Annotated in this window: 23 protein-coding genes; all 23 read right to left on the reverse strand. The window is 48.6% G+C overall.

Annotated elements, in window-relative coordinates; genetic code table 11:
• Nucleotides 1-205: 205 nt before the first annotated feature.
• The 23 genes from K8S19_10875 to K8S19_10985 all read right to left on the reverse strand — a co-directional run bounded on the left by K8S19_10875 (nucleotide 206) and on the right by K8S19_10985 (nucleotide 22,514).
• Nucleotides 206-1,243 (reverse strand): hypothetical protein, encoded by a 1,038-nt coding sequence (locus K8S19_10875; GenBank protein ID MCD4814179.1) that lies wholly within the window; start codon nucleotides 1,241-1,243, stop codon nucleotides 206-208.
• A gap of 23 nt (nucleotides 1,244-1,266) precedes the next feature.
• Nucleotides 1,267-2,430, reverse strand: a complete 1,164-nt coding sequence (metK, locus tag K8S19_10880) for a methionine adenosyltransferase (GenBank protein ID MCD4814180.1) — start codon at nucleotides 2,428-2,430, stop codon at nucleotides 1,267-1,269.
• 159 nt (nucleotides 2,431-2,589) lie between these two features.
• Nucleotides 2,590-4,035, reverse strand: a complete 1,446-nt coding sequence (locus K8S19_10885; GenBank protein ID MCD4814181.1) for a DegQ family serine endoprotease — start codon at nucleotides 4,033-4,035, stop codon at nucleotides 2,590-2,592.
• 396 nt (nucleotides 4,036-4,431) lie between these two features.
• Complete coding sequence (gene dnaK / locus K8S19_10890; protein ID MCD4814182.1) at nucleotides 4,432-6,339, reverse strand: molecular chaperone DnaK; 1,908 nt, start codon at nucleotides 6,337-6,339, stop codon at nucleotides 4,432-4,434.
• Between the two features lie 204 nt (nucleotides 6,340-6,543).
• Complete coding sequence (locus K8S19_10895) at nucleotides 6,544-6,915, reverse strand: STAS domain-containing protein (GenBank protein ID MCD4814183.1); 372 nt, start codon at nucleotides 6,913-6,915, stop codon at nucleotides 6,544-6,546.
• Between the two features lie 156 nt (nucleotides 6,916-7,071).
• The gene (locus K8S19_10900) at nucleotides 7,072-8,421 is read right to left on the reverse strand and encodes a sigma-54 dependent transcriptional regulator (protein ID MCD4814184.1); all 1,350 of its coding nucleotides are present in this window, start codon (nucleotides 8,419-8,421) and stop codon (nucleotides 7,072-7,074) included.
• 5 nt (nucleotides 8,422-8,426) lie between these two features.
• A complete protein-coding gene (locus K8S19_10905; protein MCD4814185.1) occupies nucleotides 8,427-9,083 on the reverse strand; it encodes a WecB/TagA/CpsF family glycosyltransferase in 657 nt (218 codons plus the stop codon).
• A 162-nt stretch (nucleotides 9,084-9,245) separates the two neighbouring features.
• Nucleotides 9,246-10,133: a UTP--glucose-1-phosphate uridylyltransferase GalU gene (gene galU, locus K8S19_10910; protein ID MCD4814186.1), complete on the reverse strand. Its 888-nt coding sequence runs from the start codon at nucleotides 10,131-10,133 to the stop codon at nucleotides 9,246-9,248.
• A gap of 16 nt (nucleotides 10,134-10,149) precedes the next feature.
• The gene (ptsP, locus tag K8S19_10915) at nucleotides 10,150-11,889 is read right to left on the reverse strand and encodes a phosphoenolpyruvate--protein phosphotransferase (protein MCD4814187.1); all 1,740 of its coding nucleotides are present in this window, start codon (nucleotides 11,887-11,889) and stop codon (nucleotides 10,150-10,152) included.
• Nucleotides 11,890-11,919: 30 nt separating this feature from the next.
• Nucleotides 11,920-12,189, reverse strand: coding sequence for an HPr family phosphocarrier protein (locus tag K8S19_10920; protein ID MCD4814188.1), 270 nt, complete (start codon nucleotides 12,187-12,189; stop codon nucleotides 11,920-11,922).
• Nucleotides 12,190-12,210: 21 nt separating this feature from the next.
• Nucleotides 12,211-13,089 carry a PTS system mannose/fructose/sorbose family transporter subunit IID gene (locus K8S19_10925; protein ID MCD4814189.1) on the reverse strand — a complete coding sequence of 293 codons (879 nt, stop codon included), beginning with the start codon at nucleotides 13,087-13,089 and terminating at the stop codon, nucleotides 12,211-12,213.
• Nucleotides 13,002-13,763, reverse strand: coding sequence for a PTS sugar transporter subunit IIC (locus K8S19_10930; GenBank protein MCD4814190.1), 762 nt, complete (start codon nucleotides 13,761-13,763; stop codon nucleotides 13,002-13,004). Before K8S19_10930 ends, K8S19_10925 begins: the two co-directional genes overlap by 88 nt.
• A gap of 31 nt (nucleotides 13,764-13,794) precedes the next feature.
• Nucleotides 13,795-14,280, reverse strand: a complete 486-nt coding sequence (locus K8S19_10935; protein MCD4814191.1) for a PTS sugar transporter subunit IIB — start codon at nucleotides 14,278-14,280, stop codon at nucleotides 13,795-13,797.
• A gap of 60 nt (nucleotides 14,281-14,340) precedes the next feature.
• Nucleotides 14,341-14,739 (reverse strand): PTS fructose transporter subunit IIA, encoded by a 399-nt coding sequence (locus tag K8S19_10940; GenBank protein MCD4814192.1) that lies wholly within the window; start codon nucleotides 14,737-14,739, stop codon nucleotides 14,341-14,343.
• A 61-nt stretch (nucleotides 14,740-14,800) separates the two neighbouring features.
• Nucleotides 14,801-16,135, reverse strand: coding sequence for a YvcK family protein (locus K8S19_10945; protein MCD4814193.1), 1,335 nt, complete (start codon nucleotides 16,133-16,135; stop codon nucleotides 14,801-14,803).
• On the reverse strand, nucleotides 16,125-16,997 hold the full coding sequence (gene rapZ, locus K8S19_10950) for an RNase adapter RapZ (GenBank protein MCD4814194.1): 873 nt from the start codon (nucleotides 16,995-16,997) through the stop codon (nucleotides 16,125-16,127). The genes K8S19_10945 and rapZ overlap by 11 nt, the downstream gene beginning before the upstream one ends.
• 26 nt (nucleotides 16,998-17,023) lie before the next feature.
• A complete protein-coding gene (gene hprK, locus K8S19_10955) occupies nucleotides 17,024-17,962 on the reverse strand; it encodes an HPr(Ser) kinase/phosphatase (protein MCD4814195.1) in 939 nt (312 codons plus the stop codon).
• A 30-nt stretch (nucleotides 17,963-17,992) separates the two neighbouring features.
• Nucleotides 17,993-18,457, reverse strand: a complete 465-nt coding sequence (locus K8S19_10960; GenBank protein ID MCD4814196.1) for a PTS sugar transporter subunit IIA — start codon at nucleotides 18,455-18,457, stop codon at nucleotides 17,993-17,995.
• 34 nt (nucleotides 18,458-18,491) lie between these two features.
• The gene (gene raiA, locus K8S19_10965; protein MCD4814197.1) at nucleotides 18,492-19,025 is read right to left on the reverse strand and encodes a ribosome-associated translation inhibitor RaiA; all 534 of its coding nucleotides are present in this window, start codon (nucleotides 19,023-19,025) and stop codon (nucleotides 18,492-18,494) included.
• A gap of 31 nt (nucleotides 19,026-19,056) precedes the next feature.
• Nucleotides 19,057-20,511 (reverse strand): RNA polymerase factor sigma-54, encoded by a 1,455-nt coding sequence (gene rpoN / locus K8S19_10970; GenBank protein ID MCD4814198.1) that lies wholly within the window; start codon nucleotides 20,509-20,511, stop codon nucleotides 19,057-19,059.
• Between the two features lie 155 nt (nucleotides 20,512-20,666).
• Nucleotides 20,667-21,428 carry a metallophosphatase family protein gene (locus tag K8S19_10975; protein ID MCD4814199.1) on the reverse strand — a complete coding sequence of 254 codons (762 nt, stop codon included), beginning with the start codon at nucleotides 21,426-21,428 and terminating at the stop codon, nucleotides 20,667-20,669.
• Nucleotides 21,429-21,493: 65 nt separating this feature from the next.
• A complete protein-coding gene (locus tag K8S19_10980) occupies nucleotides 21,494-21,685 on the reverse strand; it encodes a ferredoxin (protein MCD4814200.1) in 192 nt (63 codons plus the stop codon).
• Nucleotides 21,669-22,514, reverse strand: coding sequence for a DUF116 domain-containing protein (locus tag K8S19_10985; GenBank protein MCD4814201.1), 846 nt, complete (start codon nucleotides 22,512-22,514; stop codon nucleotides 21,669-21,671). Before K8S19_10985 ends, K8S19_10980 begins: the two co-directional genes overlap by 17 nt.
• Nucleotides 22,515-22,667: the final 153 nt, after the last annotated feature.

Here is a 22,667-nt window from a genome sequence, read left to right on the forward strand (position 1 = left end):
AAAATGTATATACGCAAAAAAGTGTACACCACTCCAATAATAATTTGCATATTTTTTTATACCACTTCTTTTTTCATATCCCTCAAAAGAAACTGTTTTCTTTTCGTTGTGCTTACACATTTCATCAATATGCCTACGCCTATTGATGCTACATAATAAAAAAAGCCTGGAATTAATTCCAGGCTTTTAGAATTAAAATTCTAAATCAAAACATCCAGGCCAGACCGATATTCACTCCGTAATCATTACTAATGCGGCCGGCAATAATATCCACAGCAAATTCCTCACGCGCATAGTACCGTACCCCTGCGTAATAATTTTCTATACCCAACCAGTCCGGCAAAGAATCATAAACCAGACTTAAATAAAGTATCTCCGGATCAATCTCAATTTCCAGGGCAGTCCGCGCCCCAAATTCAATCCCGGAATACTCGTCTTCCGCAGAATTTTTTCGTCCGCTCTGGTATTCCATAAGTGCCGCGACATGAACGGAAAAATAATTGAAAAAATCCTCTATGGCGGATTTGGCATCCAGCGCCTTTGCCATGGAACCCAGCCACTTTGAAAATATCACTGCGGTTCCGAATCGGTTTCCCCGAAAAACATTCAACCGCTCATCCGTGTTGGTCCTATGATTCATAAAACGCCAGCCCGCTTCCAAGGCAATCGCCGGACGGGTCTCAGCCGCCAGTTCAGAACGAAATGCATAACGAAATTTAATGCCCGAGGTATAACTTGCTCCTTGCACGGTAAGTTTGGCATTAACCATCACCTGCTGCATGGCACCCCAATTCAACCCGGCCTCAATTCCCGGCGGCTCATGCAACAACAGTCCCAAATTGACTTCCGTGGCATCCAGCTCCGGAATATAAGCTGAAAAAGAATACGGTAAAAACTGGCGAACATGCTGCGCAATCATTGTATTACTTCGAAACATTTCACTTTTTTGCGCCACCTTGGAAATGGACATCTCAATTGGGGCCGGTTCCCCGATGGGATAAGGCTCTCCCGGCGGCATTGTTTCCGGTGTAAATGGGCTGATTTCCCGGTCAACCGGGATCGGGTCCATTAATAACGTATCCTCGTCCACCGGTGTTGCCTCTAATAGTTCATCACTTTGCTCCTGATAAATATCCGCAGGATCAGCAACCGTCCCGAATGCCTGCTCCGCTGCAAAAGCACCCCGGGATACCATCAGCCCAATAAAAATCATACTTATCGCATATTTTTTCAAATCCATCATTAAGCGCTTCTTTCCCTAATGGGTTATTTCTTTTTTCTCAAAAAAGGTGCCGCACTTTTTTGTACCGCCGCGACTTTGTCCAATTTCTCCCAGGTAAATGCCGACTGACCAAAGTGGCCGTAGACCGCAGTCTTGCGGTAGCCCGGACGGCGCAATTTCAAATGCGCGATAATGCCCTTGGGTGTAAGTGAAAAATGCTTACGCACTATTTTTTCAATTTCTTTTTCCGGAATCGTATGTGTCCCAAATGTGTTGACCATCACCGAGGTAGGCTCCGCGACACCAATCGCATAAGACAACTGCACTTCACAGCGTTCCGCCAAACGGGCAGCCACAATATTTTTAGCCACATAGCGCGCCATATACGCCGCAGAGCGATCAACCTTGGACGGATCCTTGCCGGAAAAAGCACCTCCGCCGTGACGGCCCATACCACCATAGGTATCCACAATAATCTTCCGGCCGGTCAGACCGGTATCGCCATGCGGTCCGCCCACCACAAATTTCCCGGTCGGATTCACAAAATACTTTGTTTTTTTATCCAACAGTTTTGCCGGAATCATAGGTTTGATCACATCGCGGAGCATGTCCTGCTTAATTTTCATCTGTGACACATTTTCTGCATGCTGGGTGGAAAGCACCACTGCTTCAACACGATAGGGTTTTCCGTTGCGATACTCGATCGAAACCTGCGATTTCCCGTCCGGCCGGAGGTATTTCAATTTTCCCTGCTTGCGGACATCCGCCAGCCGTTTGACCAGCTTATGACTCAACACAATCGGCAAGGGCATATATTCCGGTGTCTCCCGGCTGGCATAGCCAAACATCATTCCCTGATCGCCGGCACCATCACGGTCAACCCCCATGGCGATATCCTCTGACTGAGTATGAATGGTCGAGAGCACCGCACAGGTATTGGCATCAAACCCCGCACTGGTATCGTTGTAACCTATATCGGCAATCACTTTGCGAACAATCGGTTGCACATCCACCACCGCCTTAGTCGTTACCTCGCCGGACACCACCACCAAACCGGTGGTAAGCAATGTTTCACAAGCCACGCGGCTTTTTGGGTCCTGGGCCAACACGGCATCCAAAATAGCATCTGAAATTTGGTCCGCCATTTTATCGGGATGTCCCTCTGTAACTGATTCAGATGTAAAATAAAAATTTCCGTTGTAATCCATGATCGTCCTTCCTTCATTTATTTTCCCTATAAATATGCCCGGACACATTCGCATGCCCGGGCATAACGTGGCTTGAATTATAAAATTGACCGTTCGTGCTGTCAAGCCAAACCGACACTGAATAGCGTACGCCTTTGTTAAAAAAACGGTCCAGACGGATTATTTTTCCGGTATTTTCATAACCATATAAATGGGATAATCCTGCCGCTCAATCTTAATCAATAACTCGTCTCCCGGTTTTAACTTGCCGTAGGCTTGTTCAAGCATCTGACGGTTTTTGACCACCTGCTGGTTAATCTCACGGATAATGTCCCCTGCCTGTATCCCCGCCCCTTCCGCCGGACTTCCCGCCTTGACGGATGTCACCAATACACCTTCCAGATTTTTAGTCCGCAATTGTTTGGCATCGTCTTTAGTAACATCCCTTCCCCGAAAGCCCAACACATCCTTCTCCTGCTTCGGCGGTTTGGCAGCTTGCCTGCTCCCGGCTTTGAGCTTACCCGCAGTATTTGCCTGATCACCGATCTTTATTTTCAAACGCTTGCGGGAACCACTGCGCAGGACTGTCACCCAAATTTTTTCCTTCTTCCGGGTTTTGGCCACCAACCGTTGAAGTTCATTCGGTGTGGCAACCTTCCGCCCATTAAAGCTGACAATAATATCTTTCGGACGCATCCCGGCCCGGTCTGCCGGCCCATTCTCCACCACCGCACTGAGCAGGACCCCTTGGATCTTCCCGACCTTAAACTGCCGCGCCAGTTGCGGGGTCAATTCCTGAATGTAGATACCCAACCACCCCCGCTGGGCTGCACCGGTATTTCGAATATCATTATAAATCCGCTTGGCCATATTGACCGGAATCGCAAATCCAATACCCAAAGACCCTCCCGAGCGACTCACTATCATAGTGTTGATTCCGATCACGTTGCCGGACATATCAATTAACGGCCCGCCTGAATTTCCCGGATTGATCGAAGCATCGGTCTGAATAAACTCATCATAAGGTCCCCTGCCGATGGTACGCCCTTTGGCACTGATAATCCCGGAAGTCACCGTCTGTTCCAGACCGAAAGGACTGCCCATGGCAATCACCCAGTCACCTACCCGGACTTTGTCCGAGTCCCCCATTTCAACCGAAGGCCATTTTTTTCTTCCACTGAGCTTCAGCACAGCCAAGTCCGTGCTGGCATCACTGCCCACCAGCTTAGCTTTATACTCCTTACCGTCCTTGAGCTTCACCAATATCTCATCCGCTTTTTCCACCACATGATTATTAGTCAGCACATAGCCCTCCTGCGCAACAATGACACCGGAACCTAAGCTGGTGCTTTTCTGCGGAGGGGCATTGCGGTAAACTTGCGGCCCAAAAAAATGTTCGAAAAATTCCTGCATCGAAGGATCGCCAAACATATTTTGCGGAGTGCTAAAAGGGCTTTGTACAATCCGAACAGTACTGATATTCACCACTGCCGGACCGGCCTGCTCTGCGACATCGGCAAAACTGACCGGTACCATCTCCGGTGCCGCATGCAAAGTTGTCCGGCCTGCCATCAACACAGCAAACAGAACACCCAGCAGATAAAAAGGTTTCACTGTTTTTTTCATGGGTTGCCACCTCCTGATATTTTGTCACTCTATACTACCAAGTGACTCCGAGATTATATAGTCGATCCTGAAAAAGTCAAATTGGAACTCATTCCCCGATGAAGCCTGGTCAAACGATTGGCCAGGCGGCAGTAGGGAATGGTCGCGACCATCCCCTACTATAGGTTAATACCTGTGCGCATTATTTCTTCAATATCCCCAATATTTTTTGTGCTTTTCAGGATCAATTTCACATTCTTTTCTGACACCCGGCGCTTTATTTCGTTCATAAAAATTTGCAGGTGCGGTGATATTTTACCTGCCAACCCCCTTGCGTCTAAACCGGGACAGCGTCCCTTGGCACAAAAAAGCGCCTCCGCTAATTTTAACGAAGGCGCTTTTGCTTAGAGGCACTGATTATTTATCAACAACTTCATAATCAGCATCCACGGTCTTATCCTCTTCCACCGGATCCGACCCGGCTGATGAGGCCGTGTCGGATGCCTGACCCATTCCCCCGTCCTGACCGGACGGTTGATGCATCTCAGAAGATATTTTCTGTATTTTTTTCTGCACATCCTCTGTGGCAGCTTGAATTGCTTGCGGATCATTGCCTTGAATGGCACTTTTCAAAACCGCCACAGCGCCTTCCACCTCCGCTTTATTTGCCGGACTGATTTTATCCCCACCCTCTTGCAGGGTCTTCTCAACCTGGTAAACCATCTGGTCCCCTTGGTTGCGGGCATCAATGAGCGTACGCTGAACTTTGTCTTCATTGGCATGTGCTTCAGCATCTTTAACCATTTGATCAATATCACTTTGCTCAAGTCCGGAGCTGGCAGTGATCGTAATTTTTTGTTCCTTACCCGTACCCCGATCTTTGGCACTAACATGTAAAATACCATTGGCGTCAATATCAAATGTCACCTCAATCTGAGGGACGCCGCGCGGCGCCGGAGCGATCCCGTCTAAATGGAAATGTCCGATGGTTTTATTATCCCGCGCCATTTCACGCTCTCCCTGGAGCACATGTACCTCAACGGTTGATTGATTATCCGCTGCGGTGGAAAAAACCTCGCTCTTGCGCGTCGGAATGGTTGTATTGCGCTCAATCAACTTTGTCGAGACATTGCCCAATGTCTCGATCCCCAAAGAGAGGGGGGTGACATCAAGCAACAGCACATCTTTAACATCACCTTTTAAGACCCCGGCTTGAATCGCTGCGCCAATCGCAACCACTTCATCCGGATTCACACCCTTATGCGGTTCCTGACTAAAAAACGCCTTGACCTTTTCCTGCACCAAAGGCATGCGGGTCTGGCCACCCACTAAAATAACTTCCTGAATTTCAGAAGTGGTAAGCCCGGCATCGTGCAGTGCCTTTTCCACCGGAATCATGGTCCGCGCCACCAAATCACCAACCAGCTGTTCCAACTTGGCCCGCGTCAAGGTAATATTCAAATGTTTGGGTCCGCTGCTGTCTGCTGTTATAAACGGCAAATTGATCTCGGTTTGCATGGTTGAAGAAAGTTCACACTTTGCCTTTTCGGCACCTTCTTTCAGTCGCTGCAATGCCATTTTGTCTGTCCGAAGGTCCAACCCATTTTCTTTTTTAAATTCCCCGGCCAACCAATCAATAATGACCTGGTCGAAATCATCCCCGCCAAGCTGGGTATCCCCATGGGTCGATTTGACCTCAAAGACCCCGTCACCCAGTTCAAGCACGGAAATATCAAACGTGCCGCCGCCTAAATCGTACACGGCAATTTTTTCATTTTTTTTCTTGTCCAGTCCATAGGCCAGCGAGGCTGCCGTCGGTTCATTGATAATACGCAGCACATCCAAACCGGCAATTTTACCCGCATCCTTGGTGGCCTGTCGCTGGCTGTCATTAAAATACGCCGGGACTGTAATCACGACCTCGGTAACTTTTTCCCCCAAATAACTCTCCGCATCGGTCTTTAATTTTTGCAAAATCATGGCTGAAATTTCCGGAGGGACATACTCCCGCCCCTGCGCAACAACTTGCACATCTCCGTTTTTTCCGGCCTTGGTTTTGTAGGGAACATTGTGTTCATCTTCCCGTGATTCAGCATACTTCCGGCCCATAACTCGTTTGATCGAAAACACCGTGTTCTCCGGATTGGTCACTGCCTGACGTTTGGCGCTTTGACCTACCAACCGCTCGCCGCTTTTCGTAAATCCCACAATCGACGAGGTGGTACGCCCGCCTTCAGCATTCGGAATAACGACCGCCTCGCCTCCCTGCATGACCGCCATACACGAATTGGTCGTTCCCAAATCAATTCCCAGTACTTTTCCCATATCAATCGTCTCCTCTCAAATAGCTTTTATATTTGTTTGATAAAAAAACTCACAGTACTCTAATGCAAAGGGCATGCCAATTTCACACACCAGCGCATTCCTGGAATATTATTTAAATAAAGGGTTTATTCGAAATAAGTTTTTTTGCATGTGAGGAATAGTGTTTCAACCCGTGAAACACTATTTAAAAATGAGACAATTTTTTTACTGCAGACTCTTGACAAGCTCTGTACAGTACGCAATGGCCTCTTGCCGCTCATGATAAAAACGGAACACATTTTTAAACCCAAAAGTATTGAATACCTGGTCGACATTCTCACTGCAACCGCCGATACAAATATCACCTTTTTTCTGCCGGACATCCTGAATCCGGGCAATGAGTATCCCCAGGCTGGCACTGTTGATGCTCCGCAGCTTGGAAAAATCCAGCACACAGACCGGTGTCTCCATCGCGCAAATCTCATCCATCTTTTGCTCAAAATTATTTGTCTGGGTGATATCTAAAAAACCATCCAAAGCCAAAACAACAATCCCGGCATCATGTTCAATCATAAAATTCAAAAAGAGTTTTCTCATGGTTGGCAAACCCACCCGCTTCCTTAATTTCCAGGCCAAGCCGGCGACAGGCCCATTTTTCAGACACCCGGCCCGGCATACCTATGATGAATACAGAACGAAAAATATTACATAAAATTTCACTAAAATCAATCTCCATTCCAAAGCGGGGAAAAATTATTTAAAATTTTCGAGCTTATATACCTTGATTTTGCGCCAGAGCGTGGAACGGCTGATACCCAGACTTTTGGCCGTCTCTGTCTGGTTTCCTTCAAAACGGGTCAGCGCCTGCTTGATCAAATCTTCTTCGGCCTGCTGGATATTAACGGTTTTTTCTTTCCGTGATCCTTCCAATGCCAATTGCCCCCGTTGATACACTTGCGGCGGCAGCGAGGTTTTCTCAATGATATTGCTATTTGCCAGAATCACACCATGTTGAATGATATTTTCCAATTCCCGGATATTGCCGGGATAATCATATTTCATCAAACCAAAAAGTGCATCCCGCGTGATGGAAATAACGTTTTTCTTAAATCTTTTATTATACTTATTTAAAAAATATTTCACCAGCGGTGCAATATCCTCGACGCGTTCCCGCAAGGGCGGCACATGAATATTTACCACATTAATACGATAGTAAAGGTCCATTCTAAATCGCCCGGCTTCAATCTCTTCGAGCAAGTCACGATGGGTGGCGGCTAAAACCCTAATATTCACGCGGGTCTCCTCGGAGCTTCCCAAAGGCCGAATACTGCCATCCTCTAAAACCCGGAGCAATTTGACTTGCAATGCCGGCGAGAGTTCCCCGATCTCATCAAGAAAAAAAGTTCCGCCATCGGCCTGTTCAAACAATCCCGGCCGATCAGCTGTCGCACCGGTAAACGCGCCTTTACGAAATCCAAACAGCTCCGACTCCAGCAGCGATTCCGGAATGGCACCACAATTCACCGCCACAAAGGTTTTATTGGCCCGCTCTGATAAACGATGCACACTGCGTGCCACGATCTCCTTGCCCACGCCGGTCTCACCGGTAATTAAAACCGGGGAATCCGTTGGTGCCACACGGGCCGCCAATAAAAAAGCATGCCGGACACCCGCGCTCTCTCCAACAATTTCGCCCTCGCTAAACTCCGGTAATATGCCGGCTGGTATCCAGCGCTGATGACCGTTGCCTGCCACCCGTTCCCATTCGCCCATCACTTGCTTTAGCGCGCTCTGGTTCAACGGTAAGGTTAAATAAAAATCTGCGCCGCGGCGAATGGCGTCTGCGGCATTGGCAATCGTATCTTCCGGGGTAAGCCAGAGGATGTGCTGCATACTTTGCTCGCGTAAAATAGAAACCAAATCCATATCACCGCCCACCGTCCGCGCATCCAGTACCACGAGTAAATAATTCTGGGAGCTAACCCGGTCAAGCAGCATCTCTTTTCCACGAATTTCGTCACAGATATATTTGGAACCACCCAAATCCTTCTTGAGCAAATCCTTCAGTTTCCGGTCATCTGAAAAAATCATTACTTTTTCCATACAGCCTATGCTTTCTCTTGCTTTGGTTTCTTTGACGTAAAAAAAATACGCCAGACAAATTCCACCAACCGGATCATTCGCGGTATCCGGCTGGGCTCCTGAATAACACGGAACACCCATTCCATCCCAACACGTTGCATCCAGCGCGGCGCCCGTTTCAGTGCGCCGGACAGAACATCAAAACTTCCGCCTACACCCATGGCCACACCGACTTGCAAGTCGTTGCGGTAGGTGTCTAAAAAAAATTCCTGCCTCGGCTGACCCAGCCCGACCAACAAAAGACCGGCACCCGAGTGATTGATCCGGTTGACAATTTCAGCATCCTGATCCGGCTCCCAAAACCCGGCACAACTGCCCGCGATTGAAATCCCCGGAATCACCTGGCGTAATTTCTGAGCCGCTTTTTCCGCCACGCCGGGCCCGCTTCCCAGTAAAAAAACACTCTGCTTTTCCTTGGCGCAGATGCGGGATAAATCCAAAATCAAATCAACCCCGGGAACACGTTCAGCTTTTTTGCCGGTCAACCGGTGAATTGCCCAAACCGCACCAACACCGTCCGCCAACAGAAGATTGCCGCGATACAATACCTGCGCATAATGCCTGTCTTTTTCAGCAGCCAGCAATGTCAATGCATTGATTGTATAAACGGTCTGGCATGCCATCCAATCCTCTCTCCGGGCTGCTTTAACTATTTTTTAATATCCTGGTCCATTTGTCCAGGAAACTTTCCTAAAAGACCCCTGCTGTCCTCATTCACAAAACACCCTATTGCCAAGCCGGTCGGAATGCTGTATTACTCAATTTGAACAAAACTACTAAAAGACTTAGCCCTCGATTATTTCCCGCATATATGCCAACAGGGATTCTCGTGCAGCCTTATCCTGCAACGCAAATGCCAGCGTTGCCTTAACAAATTCCAGTTTATTGCCAATATCATGCCGGACACCTTCAAACTGCCAGGCATAAATTTTCTGCAAACGGTTCAACCGGCGCAATGCATCGGTTAATTGAATTTCGCCGCCGGCACCCGGCCGGGTTTTCTCCAACAGGCTAAAAATTTCCGGGGTCAGAATATACCGTCCCACAATCCCTAAACGGGAAGGTGCCTTGGACGGTTCGGGTTTTTCCACCAGATCCCGGACATTAAAAAGACGGTTCCCGATTTTTCGCGGTTTAATAATGCCATAGGCTTTGGTCCTTGGCAAAGGAACTTCTTCAACCGCCAGTACAGATGATTGATATTTTTCCCATACTGCCAGTAATTGTTGAATCGCCGGTTTGGGATGATCAATAATATCGTCCCCTAAAAAAACCGCAAAAGCATCATCCCCCACAAAACTCTTGGCACATAATACCGCATGTCCCAAACCACGGGGTTCTTTTTGCCGGACATAGTGCAAGTTGACCATTGCGGAAATATCGCGAATGGATTTTAATTCACTTTTTTTCCCTTGCATCCGGAGGGTTTCTTCCAATTCGACCGACCGGTCAAAATGATTTTCAATCGCCTGTTTCCCCCTGCCGGTAATCACCAGGATGTCGGTAATCCCGGCGGCCACTGCTTCTTCCACAATATATTGAATTGCCGGCTTATCATAAATAGGCAGCATTTCCTTGGGCTGGGCCTTGGTGGCCGGTAAAAACCGCGTACCCAATCCAGCGGCAGGCACCACGGCTTTGGTTATTTTTTTAATTTTAGACTTATGTGACATCGGTTGCTTCCTTGGTCTAGTCGTCATCCAGCACCTCGGTTTTTTCATTGATTTTCAACAACGCCTCAATATCCCGGCTGGTGGAACAGGCCAACGCTTTCTCTGCCAGCTCACGACATTCAGCAAAATAATTTTCCCGAATACTTTTTTTGATCTGCGGAATAAAAGACGGCTCGGTCGAAAACTCATCCAGCCCCATTCCAACCAGCAACGGTGTCAACAAGGGGTCCGCCGCCATCTCACCACACATCCCAACCCACATCCGCTCATTGTGCGCCGCTTGCACCACCTGCTTAATAAGCCGTAAAATGGCGGGATGGAGCGGATTATATAAATAAGCCACCTTTTCATTAACCCGGTCGGCTGCGATCGTATATTGAATCAAATCATTGGTCCCGATGGAAAAAAAACTCGCTTCACGGGCTAAAAGATCAGCAGTCATCGCCGCCGCCGGCAGCTCAATCATGATGCCGACCTCCATATTGCGGTCAAAAGAAATTCGCTTCCGGGTCAATTCTTTCTGCGCCTCTTTAATCAGCGCCTTGGCTTGACGAACCTCTTCAATATCCGCAATCATGGGAAACATAATCTTGATCTTTCCGAAATGCGATGCCCGTAAAATCGCACGCAATTGAAGTTTAAAAAGATCAGGATGTGCCAAGCAAAGCCGGATGCCGCGCAATCCCAAAAAAGGATTCATCTCAGTCACGGTCCCCAACCGCGAGAAAAATTTATCCCCCCCCAGATCTAGGGTCCGAATAATAGTCGCGTAGGGCAGACTCTGCCGGGCCACCAATTGATATGCCTCAAATTGTTCGTCTTCACTGGGAAGATCGCGACGATTCAAATATAAAAATTCCGTTCTAAACAATCCAATTCCCTCAGCACCGTACTTTCTTGCCTGCCTGACATCTTCGGGCAGTTCCAGATTGGCCGCGACTGTCAATCGATACCCATCCTTGGTAACCGCGGTCATTCCCTTGAGTTTTTTTAATTTGCGCGACATCAACAGCATACGCTGCTGGGCCTGTCGATATTTGGTTAAGGTCTTCGCATCCGGATTGATAATCACCTTACCGGCACTTCCATCCACCACCAGTGTATCGCCGTTTTGGACCAACTCGGTGATCGCTTGCAATCCCACCACTGCCGGCAACTCCAAAGACCGGGCCATGATGGCAACATGCGAGGTCTTCCCTCCCATATCCGTAACAAAACCAATGACGCGCTCTTTGCGCATGGTGGTCGTCTGCGACGGGGTTAAATCTTTTGCCACCACAATAACATCCCGTTCAGAGTCGGATAATAATCCGGCCGGTTGGCCGGTCAGATTCCGCATCAATCGCGCGCTGACATCATTCACATCGGTTGCCCGTTCTTGTAAATATTCGTCGGAAGATTCCTTGAATTGTGTGACCACCGTCTTGGTGATTTCCTGTAAAACAAACTCTGCATTATGGCGGCTCAGCCGGATTTCTTCCATCGCAGCCTGAATCAGCATGGGGTCTTGCAGGATATGCAGATAGGCGTTGAATATTTCCGCCTCGCTGACCCCCACTTCCCGGGCCACCCGCTGCTTAATGGTCTCGATCTCCTTGCGCGTCGCATCCACCGCCGCCTGAAAGCGCACCAATTCCTTCTCCACCAGTGACTCAGCAACTCTGGCTTTTTTATACCGCACCTCTTTGGAACCGACCAAGTACGCTGTCCCGATGGTAATTCCCGGCGATGCCGCTATCCCTGTATAATCCTTCATTGTCTGGCTCAACGTCTTTAACTCCCGTCGTTAGTCCTTCTCACCAAAGCGATCTTGAATCAGCGCTGCCAAAGCGTCCGATGCCGCCTGTTCATCTGCGCCCTCTGTCACGACTGTGACCTTGGAACCGCATGCTGCGCCGAGCGTCATAAGCCCCATAATACTTTTTGCATTGACCAGGCGGTCCTCTTTGCGCAGATGGATCTGGCAGGAAAATCGGTTCCCGGTCTCGATAAAAACCGCTGCTGCGCGCAGATGCATTCCCAGCTTATTTTCAATAACAACTTCTTTTTCTACCATGTCGCCTCACTCCAAAAAAAATTAAATAACGCCGCTGTACGCGAGAACAACGGCCAGGCCCACCAAACCATAAAAAAGCAGCGCGGCCGGGATTCCCTTACGCAAACCCAAAAAAAACACACCGGTTGCAGCGGTCAATAACAATGCCCCCGCCCACTGTGCACTCATAAATTTTCCCGCCGTCAAAAAAACATACACCGCCGCAACCGAACCAAGCGCAACCATAATAAACAACGCAATCCGCTTGGCAATCAATTGCGGGTTAAAACGACGCAAGTCGCATGCGATCTCTATCCCCCGCTGATATCCCAATTTCATCCCCCAAAAATGCAACCCAATATGAGGAATCGAAAAGATCGCTAAAAAAAACACCGGCCCCAAAATTGCCGGCCAAATTTGATTTTGCGGCGCTAAAAATACATACCCGACCCCCACCAGTGCTGCGGCCGGCTTTAGCATGGCCCAAAAAACCGTATCTCCCAATGCAGCCAAGGGCCCCATCATCCCGGTTTTAATCCGGTGAATGGCTTCTTTTTCAGCTTCGCTTTTTTCTGCGAGATCAACTTCCAACCGAACAATCACACCTAAAATAATGGTCGCGCAGTACGGATGTGTATTAAAAAATTCCAGATGCCTTTTCAACATCGCAATCCGGGACTGTTTATCCTTGGCCAACATCCGCACCAAGGGCACCATGGCAAAAGCAAATCCAAGATTTTGCATTCTCTGAAAATTCCAGCAAGCCTGAAGAAAAAATGCGCGCCAGGCAATCCGTCCCAATGGCACTTTTACTTTGTCGACTTGTCCGCTTTTTACCATGCCCGTCTCCGCCAAGCCAACCCAGCGCCAATGCCAAGAGCTGCCGTAAAAATCAACAACACATTCCCCGGCCATAACCATACCAATCCACCGACAACCAAAAAAGCCGCTCCAATCCACCAATGCGATTCTTCCTTCACAATCAAATCAAGCACCACGGCAAATGAAAGCATCGGCAAAAACCAAAAAACCCATCCCAGCGCATTCATTACTTTTACCGAAAGCAACGGTGTTAAGCTGCCCAACAAAACCGCCAAAGGCCCCAGCCACAGAAGATAGAGTAAAAAATTCCTTAAATAAGTACCGAGCAATCCCATCACATTGAGACGTGTCACCCCTGAGAGACCTTCGGATTCAACCACCGCTTCGCTTCGCGCCGCCAACCGGCTGTTAAAGTGGCGGACCAAAATATCCAGCTTGCCTGATACAATCCCGGCCGGAATTGCCACACCAAGTGCCAGCACCATGGCTGGACCGATGTTCATCGCTGCGGTTTGCATAAAAAAAACAGTCAACGCCGCTGTCATGCCGCCGGTAATCGTATAATCGGACGGTATATACGCCCCAACAGGAAGAACATTGATCCATAACAACTGGACCATCGCGCCGGCCAAAAGTCCGGTGGGCAAATCCCCCAGCAAGACGCCGAAAATACTGCCGACCACCAATGGCTGCGCAAACATAAATTGCCCCACCATGGCATGATCCAATGCCAGCAATGCTCCCAATGCTGAAAGCCAAAGCACCTGCTCCAATAAAACCTCCTTACCGGCCTACCCGGCCGGTTTAGACTAAGAGAAACTTTTTAATATCTACCGGCTCATCGGTAGGGACCATCTGAATACTTATCGTCAACCCTTGTGAAAGCAGGTTTCTGAAATTTTCCTTGTCCTCATCATTGATGGCGACCGCCTGCATAATTTGTTTTTTTCCCGCACTATAACGCAGGCCGCCCACATTAATTTTTTCCAATTTCAACCCGCTTTGCATGATGCGGACCACATCCTTGATTGAAGAAAGCAGCAGCAACACCCGTTTGCCCTGAAATTCCGGGGAGGCACACCGCGCAACCGCTTCTTTGACCTTACAAATTTCCACGCCAAACGCCGGCGTCGCCGCCATCTCCATCAAACTCCGTTGTAGGGCATCCTCGGCCACAGTGTCATCCGCCACCATAATCACATCGGGAGAAACCACCTTGACCCAACCAACCGCCACCTGCCCGTGTATCAAGCGATCATCAATCCGCACCAAAACAAATTCAACCGACATATCCAGATATCCTTTGTGTAAAAAAATTCACAAGCGCTATCGCAGCCCCGACCGGAGTCACTATTTCAATAATTCATTCGCAACCAATATGGCTTTTTTTCCTTTTTCGTTCACAAACGCGGTCAATTGCCCAAGACTCATCAACGAGCGGTGGGTGACCGCTTCAATCAACATCGGGAGATTCACGCCGGTGACAACAGTAAAATTCCATTTTTCAGAAAGTGCCAACGCCACATTGCTGGGTGTCCCGCCAAACATATCCACCAGAAGCAATGTCTCTTCACCCTCCTGCTGTGCAGGTAAAATAACCGCTTCCAATTTACCCACCAGATCCTCAATCCCTTCATGCATTTCCAGACAAACCGGTACCAAAGACGCTTGTTTGCCGACAATTAATTCTGTGGTCGTCACAAGTTCCATGGCCAAATGCCCGTGTGTGGTGATGATAATTTGGATCATGTGTGTCCCGCCTTCACAACTTCAGTTATGAATAAACAATTTATCAAAAATCAGCATCATATTAAATCACAATCAACTTTAAAATAACCCGGGCCAAACGCTGCGGATCATGCCGGAAATGATCTTTTCCCCGAGCCAGACGTGAACGAATCAACGTAACGCCCATCTCGTCCAACCGAGCGGCATCCTCTGCTCTGGCAAGCACCGGCTCCGCATTGCTTTGCCCGTATCGGCGCAGTATATCCTGACTCGGCACTTCCGTATTGGCCAATGCAAACTGGATAATATCCGGCCGCGTGTGTTCCCGGACAGCCTGGACATGGTCCACCACGCTCATCTTGTCCGTCTCCCCCGGCTGGGTCATCACATTACAAACAAATAGCTTCACTGCCCGGGAACCGGCGATATCATCCGCCAATCCATCCATCAGAAGATTTGGCAGAATACTGGTATACAAACTTCCCGGCCCCATGATAATGGCATCCGCCTCCGCAATAGCCTCACGCACTTCCGCCGAAGGCTTCACCTTGGCCGGCACCAGCCGCAACCGCTTGATGGGCTGTCGGCTCCGGCCGATCTTCGACTCCCCTTTAACAATGCTGCCATCCAACAACTCCGCTTCCAGACCCACCGAATCAAGTGTCACCGGCAATACCTGGCCGCTTACTGCCAAAACCTGGCTGGCTGCCTGAACACCGGTGGCAAAATCCCCGGTAATTTCACCCAGCGCGGTAATAAAAAGATTCCCAAACGAATGCCCTTCAATCCCGCTCCCCCGGCCTTTAAAGCGATGTTGAAAAAGCTGGCTCATGAGCGGGCTGGTCTCCGCCATGGCGACGAGGCAGTTGCGCAGATCACCGGGCGGCAGTGTCTTATACTCCCGGCGCAACCTGCCGGAGCTGCCGCCATCATCCGCCATGGTGACGACCGCAGTAATATTCGCGCTAAACTCCTTTAATCCGGATAACAATGCCGGCAGACCGGTGCCGCCGCCGATCGCCACCAATTTGGGCCCGCGCTTAAGCCGCAGGCGTTTCAATGCCACGGTCGCATATTCTTTTTCCCGCGCCGGCATCAACACCGTCAGGATGGAATACAAACTGCGGCGGAAAGCCAGTACCGCGCCGGTCACACCAAGCACCAATAACAAAAAATCAATAAAGCGCAGACTTTGAATCTGTTTGGCCAAAGGCCGGTAATCAATAACCCGGACCTCAAAATTTCTAAAAACATCCCCCATCATTCCCGAGACACCCACCCCGATAACCACTGCAGACAAAATAAGCAGGATAAGCCAGCGCTTTAAACGGACCCCGGGATAGAGCCAGCGCCAAGCCAGCCGCCGCTCCCAGCGCGGATTTAACTGTCGTTTTGCTTTTGAGGTTTTACGTGCCATGCGTCTCCCCGCATTTCCGTCCCAACTCACGATGATAAACAAGTGTATCACCGGCCAAACGTTTTTTCAGTGCATTGGCCATCACCACGGAGCGATGCTGTCCGCCGGTACATCCAAATGCAAAATGCAAGGTTGCTTTTCCTTCACGGACATAGTGAGGAATCAATCGTTTCAGCATGCCGGCGATGCTCTCAAGTGTCTTGCCTGCTTCCGGTTGCTGCATAACATAATTTTGTACTTTACGCTGCATCCCGGTACTTTTTTTCAATGCCGTGACATAAAAGGGATTAGGCAAAAAGCGCACATCAAAAATAAAATCCGCATCCTGCGGAAGTCCGAATTTATAGCCAAAACTGCTGACCGTAACATGCATTTTTCTTTGTCCGCGATTCAACCAGGCGGCCAACTGTCGGCGCAATTCAGGCGGTGTCAAACGCGTGGTATCAATAATCAGATCAGCGCTTTCCCGCAACCACGCCAATTGCCGGCGCTCAGAACGAATCCGATCATGAAATGTTTTCTTGCCGCGCAGTGGATGAGGACGCCGGGTCTCGGCAAACCGGCGGATCAATTCATTCTCTGCGGCTTCCAGGAAAATGATGCCAAAACTGGTTTTCCCGGTACGCAATGTCTGCAACGCCTGTTGCAAATCTTCCATAAATATCTGAGAACGAACATCCACCCCGACCGCCAAGGATGCCGTCGCGCCATTACTTTTTTTCAACAGCGCGATCCCCTGGGTCAAGAGCGGTGCCGGCAAATTATCCACGCAAAAATATCCGAAATCTTCAAGTTGATACAGCACATGATGTTTGCCTGCACCGGAAAGCCCGGTGACCAAAAGCAGTTTCTTTTTTTGCACATTAGCCTCACAAGGGTGACGGCGCCTTAGCGCTCGTCGTTTTGCATCCATGAAATCAATGTTTTGTTGAATTCTTTCGCTGTGTGGTGGCCGCTCTTTTTCAACCGCTGGTTCATTGCAGCGACCTCGATGATAATTGAAAGGTTGCGTCCGGGACGGACCGGGATAATAATACGCGGCAAATCAGTGCCTATAATCGTGTAGGTTAATTCATCAAGACCCAAACGGTCGTATTCCTTTTTATCATCCCATTCCTCGATGGTGGTGACCAATTCAATACGTTTCCGGTCGCGAATGGCCCCAATGCCAAATAAGTTTTTAATATTAATAATGCCCAAACCACGAATTTCCATATGATGGCGGATCAGCTCCGGACCGGATCCCATCAGAATTCTCTCAGCGGTTCGCTTGATGTCCACCAGATCATCCGCCACCAAACGATGTCCGCGCTCAACCAAATCAAGCGCACACTCGCTCTTGCCAATACCGCTTTTGCCTAAAATCAAAACGCCTATGCCGTAGACATCCACCAGCGTACCGTGCAATGACGTTTCCGGTGCCAATTTATCTTCCAGGTAAATGGTAAGTTCGGCAATCAGTTTTGTGGTAGGCATTTCCGATGTAAAAACCGGAACATTTTTCCCCTCAACCGCCAGTAACAATTCTTCAGGTGGTTCAAGCCCCTGGGTGATGACAAAACAGCAAACATCCCATTCCAACAATTTCCGGAAAAGCATTTTCACATGCTCTTTCCCCAGTCCCTGTAAAAAAGAAAGCTCCGTCCGTCCCAAAACCTGAATACGCTCAAAAGCAAAATAATCAAAATATCCGGCCAGGGCCAATCCGGGCCGGTTGATGTCCGGTACCATGATTTTACGGGAAAGACCTTCCCGGCCGGCGACAAGCTCCAAAGAAAGTCTGTCTTTTTGCTCTAAATAGAGTTCTTCAACAAGTAGGTTAATCATAAGAAGACCATCACCAGCCGTATGCCCGGCTTAGTGAGTGGCTTTCTCCTCCTCTTGAATAATCTTCACAACTTCTCCAGTACTTTGGGATGCCGTCAGTTTACGACGAATGTATTTATCCTTGAGCAGTCCTGAAATACGTGCGAGCGCTTTCAAGTGGGCACCGGCTGTTCCTTCCGGCGCAACCAACAGAAAGAAAATATAAACCGGTTCACCATCCAACGCCTCAAACGGGATGCCGGTTTTCGATAATCCAAATGCAGCCGTCAATTCCTTGACCGTATCGGATTTTCCGTGAGGAATGGCGATTCCCTGGCCAATACCGGTTGACCCCAATTCTTCACGTTCCAACAAAATCTGAACCATTTTCTTTTTGTCGCTCACATTGCCGCCGTCGACCAAAACTTCGACCAACTCTTCAATGACCTCTTTTTTGTTCTTAGCCTTGAGATCGACGGTAATGTTTTTTTCAGACAAAAAATCCATAATACGCATTTCGTGCGCCTCCTTTAAACTTAACCCTTACTGGTTATTCTTTTACAATCAATTTAAATGTGCCGTCTTTCTTTTTCGTCAAAACCGCCAACTGTTCGGTTTCGACATCTTCAAAAACCAGATACGTCGTACGCATGGCCTGTAGCTGCATCACAGCTTCTTCCTGTGTCATGGGTTTGCCCGCCACAGTATCCACTTCAATCACGGGTTCGCCGCCCGGCTCCGGTTTGCGTACCGGTTTTTTCGAAGAACGCTTTAGCGGATAGCGTGTCCCTGATGTTTTGACATCCGTTAATTTCTCATGCTGGCGCATGAGTTGTCGACCAATTTTTTCCGCGATGAGGTCGACCGATTGATACATATCTTTGGTAATTTGCTTACCGGTGGCGGCATAGGGTCCGTCCTTGACGATAACCTCAACCTGGTGGCGGTATCCTTCCACCGACAGGATGACATCCACCGTCGCATTGGCACCTAAAAAAGTCGACCATTTTTTAAACCGCTTCCTGACATATTGATTGAAGGCCTTGGTTATTTCAATATGTCGTCCCGTAATCAGCAGCTTCATGATGAATGCCTCCTTGAGTTTGGCTTAACCCCTATTCCAGTCGTCGACGCTGACTGGCCGGGAGAATCCGCATAACTTCCCGATACTTCGCCACCGTCCGGCGGGCGATTTGAAACCCTTTCTTTTTCAACATCTCCGTCAACCGCTGGTCGGAAAACGGACGCCGCGAATCCTCTACGGCGATCAATTCATTTAATGCCGCCTTTACACTGGTCGAAGAAACACCCGTCCCGTCATCGGTCTTGATCTGACTGCTGAAAAAATATTTCAGCTCAAAAAAACCACGCGGGGTTTGAATATATTTTTGGCTGGTGACACGCGAGATGGTCGATTCATGCATATTAACCTGTTCCGCAATCTCACGCAACGTCAACGGTTTTAAATGTTCAATCCCTTTTTCAAAAAAATCAAATTGCGCCTCAAGTATTGTTTCGACAACACGATAGAGGGTTTTTCGCCGCTGGTCAATATTTCTTATGAACCATTTGGCTTTTTCCAGTTTTTCTTCCAGAAACTGCCTGGTTTCCGCCGAAACGTCAGACCCCCGTTGCAAAAGCTTCCGGTACGTTTTATTCAGCTTTAACTCAGGCAATGAATCATCATTAATAATAATGATATACTGATCATCATGCTTCTCAATCACCACATCCGGTGTTACATACTCAACTTGACCGGAAAACTGATGCCGGCCGGGATAGGGATCAAGTCCGGAAATAACCTTGGCCGCCTGAACAACCTGGCTGCGGTGAACTTTCTCAGCCCGGACAATCTGATCAATCTGGTGCCGCTCCAACGCCTCAAAATGGCGCTCAACAATCTTTTCCGCCAAAGCATTACGTTCGGGAAGATACCGCAATTGAATTAAAAGACTTTCTTTAACATCCCGGGCACCCACGCCGATTGGCTCAAGATTCTGGATGATTGCCAAAACATCTGCAACAGTGTCTGTATCCGCGCCCGCCTCTTCCGCGATTTCTTCCAGCGGCATGGTAAAAAAACCACGCTCATCCAAATTGCCTATAATCAATTCACTAATACGATACTCCGCATCATTCGAACACTCCTGCCTAAATTGCCAAAGCAAATGTTCTTCCAGGGTAGACTGTTTTGCAATCTGCGGTTCTCTATAATCCGCATACGTCTCCCGGTCATACTTGGGTATCGCATAATCTTCATTGGGCCAAAAATATTCAGACCAGCGGTCTGCTTCCACCTCAGCTTGTTTGTTCCCATCTTCATTGAGATCAACTTCGCGGGTCATCTCACCTTCAGCCGCACTCCGCTCCTGGACCTCAGTGGCTGGTTTCAATTCATGGGCATCATCTTGAACACCCTCTTCTAAAAAAGGATTTTCCGACAACTCCTGATTTACCATATTGGCCAACTCAAGCGTTGGTAATTGCAGGACCTTTAACGCATGCTGTACCATGGGAGTTAAAATATGTCTTAGCTCTGGTCGAAGTATGGGTTTAAGCTCTAGTCCCAAAATAGATCCCTTCTCTCAACGGCAAAACCATCAACAAAACACATTAAATCCTGTTTTTTAAACCAAAGTTAGGGAATAAAATAACAGAGTGAGAATTATAGAATCGTTTTTTTCTTTTGTCAAGAATGCATGCCCTTAATTGTTGCATTTTGCGACTATTTTCCCAAGGCTATTCTCTCAAAAAGAAAATCCGGCAGACCGGCTGCGCGGATTTTTTCTTGAGCTTTTTCTATATTATAAGGCACTGCATGGATGCTGACCCGAAACGGCTTACTTTCCAGGAGCATCCATCGCGCACGCGGGTCATTATCCCGGGGTTGTCCCACGCTTCCGGGGTTGAGTAATACACGGCACTTCGGGTTCAACGCAAGCGTCCTAACCGAGTGTGTTTTAAATTCAGATCCTTGCCCAACGCGATGTATACGCACTGTATTCTTTGCCACCTCTTCCGCCACCATGATTTGGTGGGTGTGTCCAAAAACGCATATTCTTTCGTGAAAAGCTTCGAAGGTAACCTCAACATCAATCCGGTCGCGGATATAATGAAAAAACGCGGGTTGCCGGGGTGAACCATGTACCAAGCGTGCATCTTCACCGACTTTTACCATCGGCCATTGCCGAATAATATCCAGATGATCCGCCATGAGTTGATGACGTGTCCACCGGGCCGCCTGGTGGGCCCAATGATTCATCGGCATGTCTTGGACCGGCTGAAGCATGGCGGCTTCATGGTTCCCCAAAATCTTGACCCGACATTGTTTATCAATTTTTTCCAAACACGCTGCCGGGTCGGCGCCATATCCCACGACATCCCCCAAACAGTCAATGGCATCCGCGTGATATGCGGAAATATCCGCCAGCACAGCCTCCAGCGCTTCCAGATTACCGTGCACATCGGAAAAAACCGCAACCCGCATTTTAAAAAACCTCCGCAACGCAAAACGGCACCGTCTCTATAAACGATGCCGTTTTTTTAAATAATTTACTCTTCAATAATAATTGCCGCCGCCGGGCAGGTCGGCGCAGTATCTTTTGCCCGGGCTGCCAAATCACCTTCCGGTGCCGCTACTTTCACTTTGGCCAGTCCATCATCACCCATTTCAAAGACCTCCGGTAAATCCGTTACGCACAGACTGCAACCCGTGCACAGGCCCTCATCAATTGTTACTTTCATTAGTCTTTCCTCCTTCTTTATTTATATGGATTGTACTATCCATAGCATTGCCTAAAAACCGATTCACCGCATGTTCGATCACTTGCAAATCAATCATGGTGTTTTTACACGGACCCTCCGGCCGGGAATTGGAAAATGCCAATATTGGAATACGGCCCCGGACATCACGAATACCCACCAACAAATCCCTTTCACAGGCAACTGCAATAATCCCATAAGGACGTATCTGTCCAATCGCCTTGCGGGCCTCTGTGCCCCCAAATGCAACCACCTGTTCAAACCCATATTTTTCTTTTAAGGCCTTCAGTCCTAAAACACTCTCACGGCTCAAACAACGCGGGGCCAGCAAAAGCAACCGCCCGGGGTCTTTGATCGCGCGGGGCAAAACCTCGACCCGGTTATGTACCAAGACATAGGCATGACCGATCTGATCACGGGAAAACGCAAACAGCTTCCCGAACACCACCACCAGGGAAATCAACCAGCGGATGCCGCCCAACATCTTCAGCAAAGGCTTTAAAAAGCCGGCACCCCAATACACCAACACCAAAACAACAAAAAAGAACAATACATAAACGGTCCAGATCAAGGCCAGCCACATATTTAAAAACGGTACGCCCCATTCAACCAGCCGGGGAGTAATCAGCCAAATAATCCCCAAACCGAAAACATCCAATAACCACAATACCAATCCGGATAACAACAGAAAAACCCAGGCAGATACTTGCGTATCCTTGGCTTGCTGTGACCCGTCCCAATCAGCCCACTCATCACCCAATTTCCGATCCTGGGATGCTTGTTTTGATTTGTCAGGCGCTTCAAAAGACACGCAATAAACCCTACTTTCATCAAATACCCTGCAACAGCCAAGCAGTATAACCTTCCCCCGAATGACCGTCAAGCGAATTACAATCCCTTATCCTACAGGGTGAATTGTAACTTATAGTGCGACACATTCAACTCAGAAGACCTTTTTGCGTAA

It is taken from the genome of bacterium (assembly GCA_021108215.1).
In the GTDB taxonomy this organism is placed as follows: domain Bacteria; phylum Oederibacteriota; class JAAXVQ01; order JAAXVQ01; family JAUVAV01; genus JAIORK01.